At 41.7% G+C, this 15,449-nt stretch carries 17 protein-coding genes and 1 pseudogene; 5 read left to right on the top strand and 13 right to left on the bottom strand.

The window, feature by feature from the left end; genetic code table 11:
- The 11 genes and pseudogenes from D8847_RS05375 to nrdR all read right to left on the bottom strand — a co-directional run bounded on the left by D8847_RS05375 (window position 1) and on the right by nrdR (window position 11,497).
- On the bottom strand, window positions 1-1,032 hold the full coding sequence (locus D8847_RS05375) for a 3-deoxy-7-phosphoheptulonate synthase (RefSeq protein ID WP_125840879.1): 1,032 nt from the start codon (window positions 1,030-1,032) through the stop codon (window positions 1-3).
- A gap of 79 nt (window positions 1,033-1,111) precedes the next feature.
- A complete protein-coding gene (gene secA / locus D8847_RS05370; protein WP_125840878.1) occupies window positions 1,112-3,625 on the bottom strand; it encodes a preprotein translocase subunit SecA in 2,514 nt (837 codons plus the stop codon).
- A gap of 115 nt (window positions 3,626-3,740) precedes the next feature.
- The gene (locus tag D8847_RS05365) at window positions 3,741-4,511 is read right to left on the bottom strand and encodes a DNA alkylation repair protein (RefSeq protein ID WP_125840877.1); all 771 of its coding nucleotides are present in this window, start codon (window positions 4,509-4,511) and stop codon (window positions 3,741-3,743) included.
- A gap of 142 nt (window positions 4,512-4,653) precedes the next feature.
- The gene (locus D8847_RS05360) at window positions 4,654-4,944 is read right to left on the bottom strand and encodes a hypothetical protein (protein WP_125840876.1); all 291 of its coding nucleotides are present in this window, start codon (window positions 4,942-4,944) and stop codon (window positions 4,654-4,656) included.
- Between the two features lie 132 nt (window positions 4,945-5,076).
- Window positions 5,077-5,673: a LemA family protein gene (locus D8847_RS05355; protein WP_125840875.1), complete on the bottom strand. Its 597-nt coding sequence runs from the start codon at window positions 5,671-5,673 to the stop codon at window positions 5,077-5,079.
- 160 nt (window positions 5,674-5,833) lie between these two features.
- Window positions 5,834-6,700 (bottom strand): TPM domain-containing protein, encoded by an 867-nt coding sequence (locus D8847_RS05350; RefSeq protein WP_125840874.1) that lies wholly within the window; start codon window positions 6,698-6,700, stop codon window positions 5,834-5,836.
- A gap of 228 nt (window positions 6,701-6,928) precedes the next feature.
- Window positions 6,929-8,239: a ribosome biogenesis GTPase Der gene (gene der / locus D8847_RS05345; RefSeq protein ID WP_001207684.1), complete on the bottom strand. Its 1,311-nt coding sequence runs from the start codon at window positions 8,237-8,239 to the stop codon at window positions 6,929-6,931.
- 13 nt (window positions 8,240-8,252) lie between these two features.
- A pseudogene (locus tag D8847_RS05340) lies at window positions 8,253-8,966 on the bottom strand (NADPH-dependent oxidoreductase).
- On the bottom strand, window positions 8,963-9,859 hold the full coding sequence (gene dnaI, locus D8847_RS05335) for a primosomal protein DnaI (protein WP_084882888.1): 897 nt from the start codon (window positions 9,857-9,859) through the stop codon (window positions 8,963-8,965). Before dnaI ends, D8847_RS05340 begins: the two are co-directional and overlap by 4 nt.
- Window positions 9,860-11,023: a DnaD domain protein gene (locus tag D8847_RS05330; protein WP_125840873.1), complete on the bottom strand. Its 1,164-nt coding sequence runs from the start codon at window positions 11,021-11,023 to the stop codon at window positions 9,860-9,862.
- Window positions 11,024-11,497, bottom strand: coding sequence for a transcriptional regulator NrdR (nrdR, locus tag D8847_RS05325; protein ID WP_125840872.1), 474 nt, complete (start codon window positions 11,495-11,497; stop codon window positions 11,024-11,026).
- Window positions 11,498-11,637: 140 nt separating this feature from the next.
- Between nrdR and D8847_RS05320 the strand changes: the two genes are divergently transcribed.
- The 3 genes from D8847_RS05320 to D8847_RS05310 are packed head-to-tail and all read left to right on the top strand — an operon-like array spanning window position 11,638 to window position 13,447.
- Window positions 11,638-12,003 carry a GntR family transcriptional regulator gene (locus D8847_RS05320; protein ID WP_125840871.1) on the top strand — a complete coding sequence of 122 codons (366 nt, stop codon included), beginning with the start codon at window positions 11,638-11,640 and terminating at the stop codon, window positions 12,001-12,003.
- Between the two features lie 4 nt (window positions 12,004-12,007).
- The gene (locus D8847_RS05315; protein WP_125840870.1) at window positions 12,008-12,703 is read left to right on the top strand and encodes an ABC transporter ATP-binding protein; all 696 of its coding nucleotides are present in this window, start codon (window positions 12,008-12,010) and stop codon (window positions 12,701-12,703) included.
- 15 nt (window positions 12,704-12,718) lie between these two features.
- Window positions 12,719-13,447, top strand: coding sequence for an ABC transporter permease (locus tag D8847_RS05310; protein ID WP_049537143.1), 729 nt, complete (start codon window positions 12,719-12,721; stop codon window positions 13,445-13,447).
- A 31-nt stretch (window positions 13,448-13,478) separates the two neighbouring features.
- Here the strand turns inward: D8847_RS05310 and D8847_RS05305 are convergent, their stop codons facing one another.
- Both D8847_RS05305 and D8847_RS05300 read right to left on the bottom strand, forming a co-directional pair.
- On the bottom strand, window positions 13,479-14,174 hold the full coding sequence (locus D8847_RS05305; RefSeq protein WP_125840869.1) for an LrgB family protein: 696 nt from the start codon (window positions 14,172-14,174) through the stop codon (window positions 13,479-13,481).
- Window positions 14,171-14,545 carry a CidA/LrgA family protein gene (locus D8847_RS05300; protein ID WP_000781325.1) on the bottom strand — a complete coding sequence of 125 codons (375 nt, stop codon included), beginning with the start codon at window positions 14,543-14,545 and terminating at the stop codon, window positions 14,171-14,173. Before D8847_RS05300 ends, D8847_RS05305 begins: the two co-directional genes overlap by 4 nt.
- Window positions 14,546-14,741: 196 nt before the next feature.
- On the opposite strand from D8847_RS05300, the gene D8847_RS05295 reads away from it, so the two are divergent.
- Together D8847_RS05295 and D8847_RS05290 are read left to right on the top strand one after the other, a co-directional pair.
- Window positions 14,742-15,122, top strand: a complete 381-nt coding sequence (locus D8847_RS05295) for a MarR family winged helix-turn-helix transcriptional regulator (protein ID WP_000221644.1) — start codon at window positions 14,742-14,744, stop codon at window positions 15,120-15,122.
- A 99-nt stretch (window positions 15,123-15,221) separates the two neighbouring features.
- On the top strand, window positions 15,222-15,443 hold the full coding sequence (locus D8847_RS05290; RefSeq protein WP_000570267.1) for a DUF4649 family protein: 222 nt from the start codon (window positions 15,222-15,224) through the stop codon (window positions 15,441-15,443).
- The last annotated feature ends 6 nt before the right edge of the window (window positions 15,444-15,449 follow it).

The raw sequence follows: 15,449 nt of genomic DNA, 5'->3' as shown, positions 1-15,449 counted from the left end.
TTACTCTCCTAGCGTTTGGTAAATTTCGCGAACAAGTGCTTCTGTGTTGTCCCAGCCGAGACACGGATCTGTAATGGACTTACCAAAAACTTCTGGCTCATTTTGACGTCCATCTTCTAGATAGGACTCAATCATAAAACCACGAACATATTTTTTGATTTTCTCGTTCCAGTCACGGTTAATCAAGGTCTGACGAACGATACGGATTTGATCCATGTACTGCTTGCCTGAATTGTCATGATTGGTATCGATGATGATAAAGGGATTTTCCAAGCCCATCTTTTCATACTGATCAATGGTATCCATCAAATTGTCATAGTAGTAGTTAGGAATATTTTTCCCGTATTCGTTCAATGCTCCGCGAAGAATGGCGTGGGACAATGGATTCCCTGTTGTTTCCACCTCTTTACCAAGGAAAAGGAAACTCTGTTTATTTTGCGCTGCGTAAATCCCGTTAAACATAACATTGAGATTTCCAGATGTGGGATTTTTAAATCCTGTTGAAAAGTCTGCTCCACTCGCTACAAAACGGTGCTGTTGATCCTCTACAGAACGAGCTCCAACAGCCATATAAGAAATCAAATCATCCACCAGCGGAAGATTTTCAGGATAAAGCATCTCATCAGCTGTTGTCATTCCCGTCTCGGTAATCACACGGTAGTGCAGTTGGCGAACAGCCTTGATTCCATTGATCAAGCTAGGAGCTTCTGTCGCATTTGGTTGATGAATCAAGCCCTTATAGCCATCTCCATTGGTACGAGGTTTAGCTGTATAGACCCGCATGATCATAAAAATACGGTCTTTGACTTCTTGTTGCAAAGCAGATAGACGCTTGGCATACTCGAGAACCGCCTCTTCGTTATCAGATGAACATGGTCCAATCACCAAGAGAATACGCTGGTCTCCCCCACGGATGATGGCTTCCAATTCCTGATCACGTTGATTTTTTCTCGCAAGAGCCGCTCCCTCCAATTTAGATAAGGCGCGAACTTCTTCAATGTTAATTTTAGGACTTTTAGCTTTAAATACCATGATTCATCTCCTTATAAAGCAAACGGACACCAAGCAAAAAATGATTTTTACCAGGTATCCGCCTGTATCTTATCTCATATTATTGTCTCTTACCATGACAGTTCTTGAATTTCTTACCTGATCCACATGGGCATTGGTCGTTTCGTCCGATTTGGCTCAAGTCCAAATCTTCTGGAAGGCTTGCCTGCTGCGCTGCGATATTACGAGTCGCAGTTGTACTGATATTGTGTTCAACTTGCGGACGTTCTTGTTCATGGATTTGTGCTTTCATCATCAAGCGGGTCACATCAAATTCAATCGATCCAATCATGTCGTTAAACATGCGGAAACCTTCTGCTTGATATTCTACAACAGGGTTGTTTTGAGCATATCCACGAAGACCAACAGCATTTCGCAACTGGTCAAGAGCGTCGATATGGTCTGTCCACTTGTTGTCTACAACACGTAGAATCAAGACTTTTTGGAATTCTTTCACTGCATCTTCGTCACGAAGCTTAGCAACTTGGTTGTCATAGACTTTCAAGGCACGTTGGAAAAGTTCATCTTTGATAGCTTGGTCTGACAGACCTGCAAGATCTGAACGGCTAATTGAATCTTCTGGAAGCAAGTTATACTTAGCAAAATTCAAGATTGCTTCTAATTTTTCATCTTCCTTAGAACGAGCATGTGCATCCACGATACGTCCAATGGTACGACGAATCATAGCATGGATTTCTGGTGCCAAGTCACGATCTGCAGTAATGACATCATAACGTTGTGCATAGATGATCTCACGTTGTTCGCGCATAACGTCGTCATATTGAAGGACTTGTTTACGAGTGTCGTAGTTGTTTCCTTCGACACGTTTTTGAGCTGCTTCAACTTGACGCGTTAACATGCGAGATTCGATGGCTTCATCAGACATGTTGAGTCGTTCAAAGACACCTTTCAAACGTTCTGAACCGAAACGTTTCATCAAATCATCTTCAAGAGACAAGTAGAATTGTGACTCACCTGGGTCTCCTTGACGCCCTGAACGTCCACGAAGCTGGTTATCAATACGGCGACTTTCGTGACGCTCTGTACCAATGACACAAAGACCACCAAGTTCACGAACTCCTTCACCAAGCTTGATGTCGGTACCACGACCGGCCATGTTGGTTGCGATGGTAACTGCGCCACGTTGACCAGCGTTCATGATAATTTGCGCTTCTCTATAGTGGTTCTTCGCATTCAAGACTTCGTGAGGAACACCTGCTGCTACCAATTTCTTGGAGAGGAAATCACTCGTTTCAACGGCAACTGTACCTACCAAGACCGGCTGACCTTTTTGGTAACGAGCTTTTACATCTTCAACAACAGCCTTAAATTTCGCATCAAGACTTGCATAGAGAAGGTCTGAGTGGTCGATACGTTGAATTGGACGGTTAGTTGGGATTGGGATAACACGAATGTTGTAAATTTCTCGGAATTCTTCTTCTTCTGTTTTACCAGTACCTGTCATACCTGCCAATTTCTTATACATACGGAAGAGGTTTTGGTAGGTAATAGAAGCTGATGTCTTGGTCTCATCTTGGATTGGCACACCTTCTTTTGCTTCAATCGCTTGGTGCAAACCATCAGAGTAACGACGACCTTCCATAGTACGACCTGTAAATTGGTCGACAATCAAGATTTCCTGCTCTTCACTAACCACATAGTCGATATCGAGAATCATGATATAGTTGGCACGGAGGGCATTGTCAATAAAGTGAGTAAGAGCTACATTTTCAATGTCGTAGAGATTTTCTAGTTTGAAGTAGCTTTCTGCCTTGTCAATACCAGAGTCTGACAAACCGATCGTCTTAGACTGAACGTCAATGATATAGTCGTCCTTGTCCAAAGATTTCACGAAGTGGTCCGCCATATGGTAGAGTTGGCTTGTTTCAACTGCATTGGCGCCTGAAACGATCAATGGTGTACGAGCTTCGTCGATCAAAATTGAGTCAACCTCATCGACCAAGGCATAATTGAGTGGACGTTGCACCATGTTTTCTGCACGAACGACCATATTGTCACGAAGGTAGTCGAAACCAATCTCTGAGTTGGTTGAGTAGGTAATATCGCAAAGGTAAGCTTCTTTTTTCTCCATTGGAGACTTAGCTGCCAAGTTGATCCCTACTGACAAACCGAGCCATGAGTACAATTCACCCATTTCAGTCGCGTCACGTTCTGTTAGGTATTCATTGACTGTGACTACGTGAACCCCTTTACCTGCAAGGGCATTGAGATACACTGGCATGGTCGCTGTCAAGGTCTTCCCTTCACCGGTACGCATCTCTGGAACGTCACCATGGTGAAGAACAATCCCACCCATGACCTGAACCTTATAAGGGAAAAGCCCAAGGACACGTTTTGCAGCTTCACGAACTACCGCAAAAGCCTCATATAGCAATGAATCAAGTGATTCACCCTTATTGTATCGTTCTTTAAATTCGTCAGTTTTCGCTTTTAGTTCTTCGTCTGACATTGTAGCCATTTGGCTCTCATAGTTAAGAACCTTATCAGCCATCTTTTCCAGACGACGANGTTCTCCTTTATCATTTTCAATAATCGTTTTTAAAATATTAGCCATGATTTTCCTTACTTTTTATTCTGAATATTTTAGAATGTTCTTTTAATTTTAGCATATTTACCATTATTTTTCAAGAAAGAATCCTTAATTTACAACGGAAAAGGCCAGCCAAAATTCAGCTTTTTTTGCATAAATCTTCTGTGGCTACCTTTTTGTTTTTTGTTCGAGATGCATGCTTGATGATCCAAGCACAACTTGGACTCAGCTCCTCCTTTTGCCAAGTTTGAAGAATCCTTTCAAACTTATCAGGGTCTTCCTTGTACAAATCATTTAGATTATTGGCTACACTTTTTTGAATGGACTTGTCTCTATCATCCTTTAGATTGGTCAGAATAGTGGTGAAATCCTCAAAATAATCCAATACCACGGTTTGTCTCTTAGCCCAAGGCAGACGGATACGCATACATTCGCTGGCAAGTCTGCGAACGCGCAAATTTTCATCCCGACTCCATTCTAATAGCAAAGCCATTGTATCTTTAGGATAACGAGCCAGCAAGGGTCTCATGGAAAATTCTCCAGTAAATCGCTTGGTGAGTTCCTTACTAAAGGCCGCGCTCAATTCAAATTCCTTGTCTCCATATAGCTCTACATATTTACCGATTGGCCAAAGCCAATACCCTTCTGAAAACATGCCTAAACCACCCTCTAACTCAGGACCTAAAATTTTCTCAAAAACCTTGAGAGAGTCCTGATAAGATAGGGGAAGACAATCTTTGATACTTTTAGCCAAGAGTTCTTGACGCTGGCTAAACTCCAACTCTTCCAAGTCTTTTTCTAACAAGAGCCTAAACTTTTGTCCATCAAAGGCAACGGACGCTTCTTTCAACCGTCGACTCAAATCCCTAGCATAAGCCAAGTCATAATAATCTTTTACTTTTTTAGCCATTTTCAAATCCCTTAATCTTCTTTTTACGGGACTTATTATATCATACAGACAGCTGTCAACAAAATTATTTTCATATCTCCAACTATTTTAACAAGAAAGAAAAAAGGACTAGAAGCTAGTCTAGTCCTTCATTTTTTAATGTTTAATTTCCCAAGAATATAGGCAATATCCCAAAATACCAAAAGAGATTGATCCAGAAGGCCAAGCAAAAGATGATGCCAAAGATGAGAAGACTGATTTTTTTAATCAGCACCGAGTATAGGATGGATAAAACTCCAAAAACCACAAAGAGGTTTTTCATAACGAAATAATAAATTGAAACTCCTCCTATTTGCCAATCCCAAGGAAGGAAAAACATGAGGAACCAGAGAAGGCAAATCGTAAGGATATATATCTTGTAGTGCGCTTCAAGAAAGGCTTTTGTTTTCTCCATAGCAAACCTCCATTTGAGTCACTGTCTCTTCCCATTTATTATAACAAAAAAACCTGGAAAAGACTTTCCAGGTTTGAGTTTGAAATCACTAGTCATGCTAGAAAAATCACTCTATTCATAGGATGATTCACTTTATTGACTTGATGAAGATGTTCCAAAATCGACCTTAGGAACTGTCTTGGCTTCTTCTGTTTCTTTAAAGGTTTCAGCTTCTTTAAAGTTCATCATATTCGCAAAAAACACGGTTGGAAAACTTCTCAACTTTTGATTGTACTCGGCTGCGACTTTATTATAATCCTTGCGTGCTACAAAGATACGATTTTCACTGCCTGAAAGTTCGACCATTAGTTGCTCAACATTTTGATTGCTCTTGAGTTCTGGATAATTCTCCGTCAAGGAAATCAAGCGGGAAAGAGCTGAGCTCAACTCTCCCTGAGCCTTTTGGTTTTCTTCCGAAGTTACTGAGCTACTACCGATTTTAGCTCTAGCATCCGCAATCTTGGTAAAGACTTCGGTTTCATGATTCATTTGTCCTTTAACGGACTCCACCAAGTTACCAATCAAGTCCGAACGACGTTGGAGGGCTGTCGAGACATCGGCCTGAGCCTGCTCCACTTTAGTCTGTTCACCAACTAGACCATTATAGGTCGTCACTGCGGAACAACTTCCCAGAACTAGTAGTCCAAAGAAAATCGCTACTATTGAGAGAATTACTTTATTTTGTTTCATATCAAAACCTTAACACTTTCTTTTATTAACTTTTCTGAGAAAATACTCAGATTATAAATCAATTTCCCAAACTTTGTTTTTATTTTTAATTAAGGAGTGAACTCTTGCAAAGGAGTCACCTTACTGTATGGAGAAATCGGTTTGAGCTATATACGATTACTCACCAGTCATCAGACGAACCGCCACCATCAAAGCCACCGCCGTCCCAGCCACCAGATGAGTCGGAGCCTGAGTCAGACCAAGAGGAGCCCGAATCAGACCATGAGGAACCTGAGTCTGATGAGTCACCGCCCCACCAGCCACCGCCAGAATCATCTCCACGTGAACCACGACCACCAAATAGAAATCCGATAATCATCACGATGAAGTAAATGAGAACTCCAAATCCGATAACTCCGTCGCTCGAACTGCTTTTTCGATGACGTCTCGAAGAACTACTCTCACCAGCATACCTTTCAAGTTCCCTTAAGCGACTAGAGTTGGTGGTATAGTCGTAACTACTTTTAGAACTTGAAGCAGTCGTACTCGATCCACTATAAAACATGTAGTTGAGATTGTTGACTATTGAGAGAACACCCTTGTTATAGTCACCATTTTTAAAGTAAGGACGTGCTGTTGTCAAGAACCTGTGAGTCTGATAGTCAGTGATCTTACTGGCCACATTATTACTGGTTTCAATCCGTGATTTTCTATCTTGGACTGCTATGACGACCAAGGCACCATTGTTATCTCCCGAATAGCCAATCTTCCAAGCTCTAGCTGTTTCATTGGCTACAGTCTCGATTGTTTCTCCATCTAGGCTTTTCACAACGTAAACACCCATCTGGAATTTTTCTGATTTTTTACTATTGACATTATTCAATTCCCGAATCTGACTTATAGTCTCATCCGTTAAATAATGATTCGGGTCATAAATCCCGTACTCAGGTTTTTCAGGTGCTGTGAATGCTGACAAGAAGAGAAAGGCCATCAGCAACCCAAGCAAGCGAACCAACAAACTATGTTTAAATAATCTGCTTCTTTTCATAATAACCTCCCTGATAAAGGAAAATTGATTTAAGGAATTATAGCATTTTGATTTTTACAAAGAAAGTGCATTTTCATTACAAATAGATTACAAAATCTAGGAAAATGATTGAATTTTGATGACAGATTCTCCTCCAATTTGATAGGTTCTTTTCTCCCCTTTTAGTATAGAAAAAAGAAGACTATGAAGTCTTCTTTCAGTTTATTTTTGTAGAAAAACAAGCAAGGCTTACTTACGTTTTCTTGCAATCAAGTGAATCGGGGTTCCTTCAAAGACAAAGGCCTTACGGATTTGATTTTCCAAGAAACGCAAGTAAGAGAAGTGCATGAGTTCTTCTTCATTGACAAAGATGACAAAGGTTGGTGGTTTGGTTGCCACTTGGGTTGCGTAGAAAATCTTGAGGCGTTTCCCTTTGTCTGTCGGTGTTGGATTGATAGCAATGGCATCCATAATGACATCGTTCAAGACCGCTGAAGGGATACGGGTGTTTTGGCTTTCACTGATTTGCTTGATCATCTCAGGCAGTTTATGGAGACGTTGCTTGGTCAAAGCGGATACAAAGACAATCGGTGCATAAGGCAGATATTGGAACTGCTCACGGATATCCTCTTCCCATTTTTTCATGGTGTGGTTGTCTTTCTCAAGAGTATCCCACTTATTGACCACGATGATCATCCCTTTACCGGCTTCATGAGCAAAACCTGCGATACGCTTGTCGTACTCACGGATACCTTCTTCGGCATTGAGGACCATCAAGACCACGTCAGAACGGTCAATGGCACGCATGGCACGCATGACAGAGTATTTCTCCGTATTTTCATAGACTTTACCAGACTTACGCATACCAGCTGTATCAATCATGGTAAACTCTTGTCCATCAGCATCTGTAAAATGGGTATCAATGGCATCACGCGTTGTTCCAGCTACTGGACTAGCAATCACGCGGTCTTCTCCCAAAATAGCGTTGATTAAACTTGACTTTCCAACGTTAGGACGGCCAATCAAGCTAAATTTAATCACGTCTGGATTTTCTTCTTCAACTTCGTGTGGTAGATTTTCCACAATGGCATCCAGCACATCACCCGTACCGATACCGTGGACAGACGAAATTGGCAGCGGTTCGCCCAATCCTAGCGCATAGAAATCAAAAATATCATTTCGCATCTCAGGGTTGTCAACCTTGTTAACGGCAAGGATAACAGGTTTATGGGTTTTATAGAGTTTACGGGCTACGTATTCATCCGCATCTGTAATCCCTTCTTTCCCAGAAACTACAAAGACGATGACATCCGCTTCTTCCATAGCGATTTCTGCCTGGTGCTTGATTTGTTCCATGAAGGGAGCATCGACATCGTCAATCCCTCCAGTATCAATCATACTGAAAGAACGATTGAGCCACTCACCCGTTGCATAGATACGGTCACGTGTCACACCCTCGACATCTTCTACGATTGAGATCCGCTCACCAGCGATCCGATTAAATAGGGTTGATTTCCCAACATTGGGACGTCCCACAATGGCAATAGTTGGTAAGGCCATGTTTTCTCACTTTCTACAATAACTTTTTCTGTTCTAGATTTTTTCGAGTTGAACGAGGTTCGGCTTGACCAAACTGCTCTGCTAGACGCTGACTCCAAGAGGTCGTCGCACGCGCACCAGCATAGTCTGCCTGTACTTGGTCATAGTCCAAAATCGCTTCAACTGGCTGTTCTTGGTATTCTTCTTCAAATACCACTTGGTTCAAAGGCAGTCTTGGTTTGACATCGTGTTGTTGATTTGGCACACCAAGAGCAATCCCAAAAACGGGGTAGGTATAGTCAGGCAAGTTAAAAAGCTCTGCCACTTCTTCCGACTTGTAACGGACCAAACCGATAATCACACCACCATATCCCAGACTCTCAGCCGCAAGCAAGGTATTTTGCCCAGCAAGCGCAGCATCCACAGATGTGATGAGGAGACCTTCCACTCCTTGGGGCTGGAAAGTATCTGTATGGAGACGAGCTCCTTTTTCTGCACGATTTAGGTCACCAACAAAGAGCAAGAATGCAGCTGACTGGCGAATGGCTTCCTGAGGAACCAGTTCGTATAGGGCATCTTTCTTCTCTTGACTACGCACAAGAATCACAGATTAGGATTGGAAATTTTTCCAAGATGATGCCATTTGTCCAGCAGTCAAAATCTCTTCCAAGTCTGCTTGAGGAATTTCTTCCTCCTTAAAGCGACGAACTGAAGTATGAGCTTTCATCAGTTTAATGGTTTCTGTCATCGGCGATTTTCTCCTTCTAGTCTTGTTTCCTCTGCTAAATAACGAATCCTTTCCATGACCCGTCTAGCTTCCCAAGTCTCATCATTTCCATTCTTTCCTTTAGCAAAATGTTTTTCCAAATCTTGGAAATTAAAGTTGGAAGTAAAGAAGGTCGGCAAATCTTCCTGCATGCGATACTGGAGAATAACTTGAAGAATCTCATCACGCACCCAAGGGGTGGATTGCTCTGCACCAATATCATCCAAGATCAAGACTTCTGCTAACTTGATCTCATCTACCAAGGTCTTCACAGATCCTTCACCGATGGCATTTTTCACATCAATGACAAAACTTGGATAGTGGAGAATGGTTGTTGAAGCACCACGTTTTTCAGATAGGTCATGAGCTAAGGCCGCCATCATGAAACTCTTACCGACACCAAAATCTCCATAAAGATAGAGACCTTTTCGGATACTTGGGTAAAGGTCAACAAAGGCATAGAGTCTCTCAAAAATCGGCAAACGTCCTAAGTCATCCAGGTCAATCTGAGCCAATTTCGCTTTCTTGAGACTTGCTGGTAGATTGATCAACTTGAGACGATTCTTGATGGCCGCCTCTTTTTCAGCCGCGATTAGCTCTGGTGTTTCTTCATAAGATACATCTGCATAGCCGTGATTCATGACCAAGATAGGCTTATAGCCACGAGCTATATAGTCCGCATCCCCACGAAGAAACTTGTCCCGTTCTGTGATATATTGATTGAACTTGGAGATGCTACGATTTAACTCCTCTTGACTGAGGGATTCTTTCTGGATAAAAGCCGCCACATCTGGGTCTTTCATAATCTGCTGGACTAGGTCCTGATACTGAAAACGACTTGTCTGACGTTTGATAACGTCACCCACACTTTCCATCTAGTCTCCTCCTTCTTCTAATCGGGCTAACATTTCTTGTTTTTTGCGTTCTAGTTCCAGACGAGTTTCCTCACTGGTTTGATTTTTATATTCTGGATTGCTCCACTTGGGAACATTTGTCTTAGTCGAGCTAGTTTTCGATTTCTGGTCTTCTTGCCCTTTTTGCTGACGCTCTCGAATCCGAAGCACAGCCTCTTCTGCTGTCCGAATTTTTTGATAAGCATAGTCATTTGCGACCTTCATGGCATATTTTTCATTGACATTAGCCGAATCAACCTTGTTAAAAGTTAGAAGCAAGACGATATTGATGACTTCGTCCAACAAGCCTAAAGACGCCATCTGGTGAAGGAGTTCTCGCTCACTCTGGGTGATGTTTCCCTTACGCGTTTGCTTGATTTCCGCTAAAAAATGCAAGGGAGTTTTATTTTTGGCTTCCCTGATAATGGTCATTTCTTTGGGGCTGAAGTCAGAAGAAACCTGCTTTTGCGCAATCTTTTCACGCATGCGTTTGACTGAAATAACCTGAGCCACCGCTGTCGCCTTGGCTAATTGATAGGTTTCAAACCAGGTCCATTTTTTTTCATCTGCAATGGCGAACAACTCCAAAACATCCGCCTGCTCGTCTTCAAAACGCAAGCCATCTCGAGCCATCAGGCGCTGAAAATGTTCCAAGTCAAAATCGTTTTTTAACTTTCTTTTTGACTCGATTGGTGTCACTTCTTCAATCAAGGTTGGAAAGACTTGGCTCAAAGAAACCGAGAGTGCTTCTCCCTCACTTGGAGCCTGCTTCATAGCAGAAACAGCTGTATCCCCAATCTTTTTCTCTAATAATCTGCTATAGACAGAATGACTTAGAAATTCCTGACTGGAAAGGGGAGAATGAAGCTGTAATTCATAGACCTCCCCCTTCTGATAAAGGGTCAACAAATCCAAAGCAGACAATACTTTAAAGGCTTGGAGCAAGGTCGGCATGCCAAAGTTTAAGTGGTTGAGGATATGGGAAAAGAGGTGTTCCTTTTGTCCACCATCCCAAAAGGTAATGGCGTATAGATAGAGGCTCAGTGCCTCCTGACCGATAATCGGGAGGTAGCACTGCACCAGAGAAGAGGTATCTTGCGACACCCGATTATTCTTTAGAAAAGAAAAACGGTCATTTGGCTTCATCTATTTTTCCTTTTTCTTTTTTGAGGACTGGGTGATCTGCTGGAGCAGACTCTCCAACTCACTCACATCCTTAAAACTACGGTAAACACTGGCAAAACGAACATAGGTAATCTCATCAAGCTCCGCCAATTCTTCCATGACTAAAGATCCAATATATTCACTTTGGATCTCATTCTCACTGCGACTACGGAGTTTTTGCTCGATGCGATTGACCACCATATTTATTTCATCACTTGACACAGGANGCTTCTGGGCTGATCGGATAATCCCATTAAAGATTTTATCTCGCGAAAACTGTTCTCGCGTACCGTCTTTTTTGACGACAACCAGCGTTCTTTCTTCTACTCGTTCATAGGTTGTAAAACGATGCTGACACTCGTCGCACTCACGTCTTCGACGGATGGTATTTCCTTCTTCGGCTTGTCGACTATCAACAACACTAGACTTGATAGCCCCACATTTTGGACAACGCATGCATTTCCCTCCTTGTCGTTTTCTTTTCATTATACCATTTTTTGAGCAATTCCCAAAACAATTCTTATTTTTACTTGACAAGTTTTTTGTTTTATTGTATTATTTGATTAGAACAATAAAGGCAAAGAAAGGAGACTATGATGTCCTGGTCATTTGATAATACAAAACCCATTTATTTACAGATTATAGAAAAAATTAAACTACAGATTGTTTCCCATAAACTGGAACCCAACCAACAGCTCCCTACCGTGAGAGATTTGGCGAGCGAGGCTGGGGTCAATCCCAATACCATTCAGCGCGCTTTGTCTGACCTTGAACGTGAAGGTTTCGTTTATAGCAAGCGAACAACTGGTCGTTTTGTCACCGAGGATTTGGACCTCATCGTTCAGTCCCGCAAACAACTTTCCGAGGAGCAACTGCAACACTTCGTCTCTTGCATGCTTCAATTTGGCTACAAAAAAGAAGAACTGCCAAATGTATTAAGCGACTACATCAAAGGAGTTTAAGACTATGACACTACTAGTACTTGAAAATGTATCAAAATCATATGGAGCAACTGCGGCACTTGACAATATCTCACTAGAGATCTCAGCTGGAAAGATTGTCGGTCTCCTTGGACCAAACGGATCCGGGAAAACAACCTTAATCAAACTGATCAATGGTCTTCTTCAGCCAGACAAAGGACGTGTCCTCATTAACGAACAGGACCCAAGTCCTGCTACCAAGGCGATCGTCTCTTATCTACCAGATACGACTTATCTCAATGAGCAAATGAAGGTTAAAGAAGCCCTGACTTACTTTAAAACCTTCTATCAGGATTTTAATCTTGAACGCGCCCAACATCTGCTTGTAGATCTTGGCATTGATGAAAATAGTCGCTTAAAGAAATTATCAAAAGGAAACAAAGAAAAGGTCCAACTGATTTTGGTTATGAGCCGCGATGCCCGTCTCTACGTTCTAGACGAACCCATTGGTGGGGTAGATCCAGCAGCCCGTGATTATATCCTCAATACCATCATCAACAACTATTCCCCAACTTCTACGGTGCTGATTTCAACCCACTTGATTTCAGATATTGAGCCAATCTTGGATGAGATTATCTTCCTCAAAGACGGAAAAGTCGTCCGCCAAGGAAATGTTGATGATATTCGTTACGAGTCAGGTGAATCAATTGACCAGCTCTTCCGCCAGGAATTTAAAGCCTAAGCAAAGGAGATTATTATGTTTTGGAATTTAGTTCGCTACGAATTTAAAAATGTCAATAAATGGTATCTGGCACTCTACGGAGCTGTGCTTGCAATTTCAGTTTTGATTGGAGCTTTTCTTGGTAGCCTTAGCCAGAGTTACAATTCTAACAATGCTGTTTATTTCATCTTCTTTTTGGTACTAGTCTTTGGAGGACTCAGCGTCACTCTTTGGATTGCAACAATCTTTTTAATCATCCGAAGATTCAAGGGGAGTGTTTATGACCGCCAAGGGTATTTGACCCTGACCCTACCTGTCTCTGAGCACCAAATCATCATCGCAAAACTCTTAGGTGGTCTTGTCTGGTCCATCTTAAGCTATATCGTCTTTATCTTGAGTGTATTGATTATCTTCTTCTTAACACCAATAGAAAAAGACTTCACTGTTCTCTATAACTTCATTTCCCCTTACCTCAGCTACGGCTGGCTATATGCCCTATCACTATTTGTCGGTTCGATCACATGGATTTTATCCATTTACCTCTCCATCTCAATCGGGCAACTCTTTAACGAGTATCGAACAGCTATGGGAATTCTAGCCTATATCGTCATTGCCATCGTCATTGGTTATGTTTCTCTCTTTTTCCGAATTGAAAATAACTTTAACATGATGATTGGTACAGAAATCTTACGCGATCTCTTTTTATCGGCTATCTACTATCTCGGAACCTACTATATCTTGAAAAACAAGGTTAATTTGCAATAAAAAATGCCCAGCTAGAAAGCTGGGTTTTTCTTTAACTCAATATCAAACTGGCTACAATAGGGCTAACAAAAACATAGAGAATACCGGTGACACCGATTGCCAAGCCACCCATGGCTCCTGCTACAGAACCGTACTGAAAAGCCGTTCCCGTTCCAACTGCGTGGCCTGTTCCTCCAAGGGAGAGTCCGACAGCCACTGGATCATCAATCTTCAACCACTTCAAAAGGGTTGGTCCGATCACACTGGTTAAAATCCCAGTTGCCACTACGACGACCAAGGTCACAGTCGTCAAACCCTGCAATTTTTCTGTAATCCCCACTGCCATAGCAGTTGTTACTGACTTAGGAAAGAGAGAAATGGCTAGGAAAAAGTCCATGCCAAATATTTTCGCCACTATGGCAGTGAAGCTAGTATTGACAACTACTGCTAGCAGACTACCAAAGAGAATACTCCGAGCATGGTGCTTCATCAAGTGAAAACTCTTATAAAGTGGAATTCCTAGAGCCACGGTCGATGGGACAATCAAGTTGTTCAGATAAACACCACCTTGGTAGTAATCTTGGTAAGAAATACCCGTCACCTTAAGGAAAATAATAATAAAAATAGCCGACAAAAGCAAAGGTGTTGTCAAAGGATGGGGAAAACGTCTGTAAATCAACATCCCCACTAGATAAGCTAGGATAGATAATGCAATCCCAAACAGAGGATTGGATACAAATTCACTCATTTGGCATCTCCTTTCTCATAATCTCCCTCAAACCGTCTCTTGATGAACTGAACCACTAGGGCTATGAGGATAATATTGATGACAGCCGCAAAAAAGACAATCAAGACAATGGGCAAGAGATAGGGAGCAATCACATCGAACTTTTCCATGATTCCCACTGCTGGCGGCAAAAAGAGAATGGTCATATTGGCCAGCAAGAAATTTCCGACCATGTTGACATGCCTGGTCCTTAGCCACTTGAACTGCAGGGCTAGAAAGAGAATAATCAAACCGATAATACTGCCTGGGATGGGCAGATGAAAGAAACTGGAGATTCCCTCACCGATTAGAGAAATCACAAAGAGAATCATTAATTGAACATATAATTTCATCCTAAACTCCATGAAATAAACTTCTTGCATACCAGTTTACTCTTTTTTCAGAAAATTTCAAGGAAATATTGAAATTCTTCTTTCTTGCAAGGATTAGCTAAAAGTAGTATAATAATTGCATGCGCAATCATCTTGTGTTAGAGAGACCGTCAGTAATGATTTTGTGATTTTTACATTAAAAAGAAAGGAGAAAGCAATGACCTACTTAGAAAAATGGTTTGACTACAACCGCCGTCAAAAGGAAATGGAAGCCTTGTTGGAAGAAACTATTGCCCAGCAGAGTGAACAAAGGCTGAACTTGAAAGAGTTTTACCTGCTCTACTATCTGAATCTAGCCCAAGAAAAATCTCTACGACAAATTGACCTGCCAGATAAGCTCCATCTCAGCCCAAGCGCTGTTTCTCGAATGGTGGCTAGGTTAGAAGAGAAAAACTGTGGCTTGCTTAGTCGCAGATGTTGCGACCAGGATAGACGGGCTAGTTTTATCTGCCTGACTGACGAGGGACAAACAACTCTGGCTTATCTACAAAAAGCTGTCGAAGAAAGATTGGAAACCAGTCTTGATTTCTTGCCTTAATGAGTATTTTTTTAAAAAAGTTGCGTGCGCAATCATTTTTCTTGACATTCCTCTTTTCAAGGAGTACAATAAAGTCAAGATCGAACAAAGGAGTTTAATATGATCGAAATTACCTATCTAGACACCAGCAAACAAGAGAGAACCATGACGTTCGAGTCTTACCAAGACTTTGAACGTTCTCAACAAGCTTGCCTTATCGGTGTCGCAGACTATTACCCAGTTCAAAAATTGACCTATAATGGTCATGATTTGGATTACCATGGGACTTATGGAGATGTCTTCTTCTATCTCATGAAACAAGATTTAAGCCAATATAATTAAAAAGGA

Origin of the sequence: Streptococcus mitis (assembly GCF_003942795.1) — a bacterium.
Taxonomy (GTDB): Bacteria; Bacillota; Bacilli; order Lactobacillales; family Streptococcaceae; genus Streptococcus; species Streptococcus mitis_BJ.
This window is presented reverse-complemented; position numbering and strand designations above follow the sequence as displayed.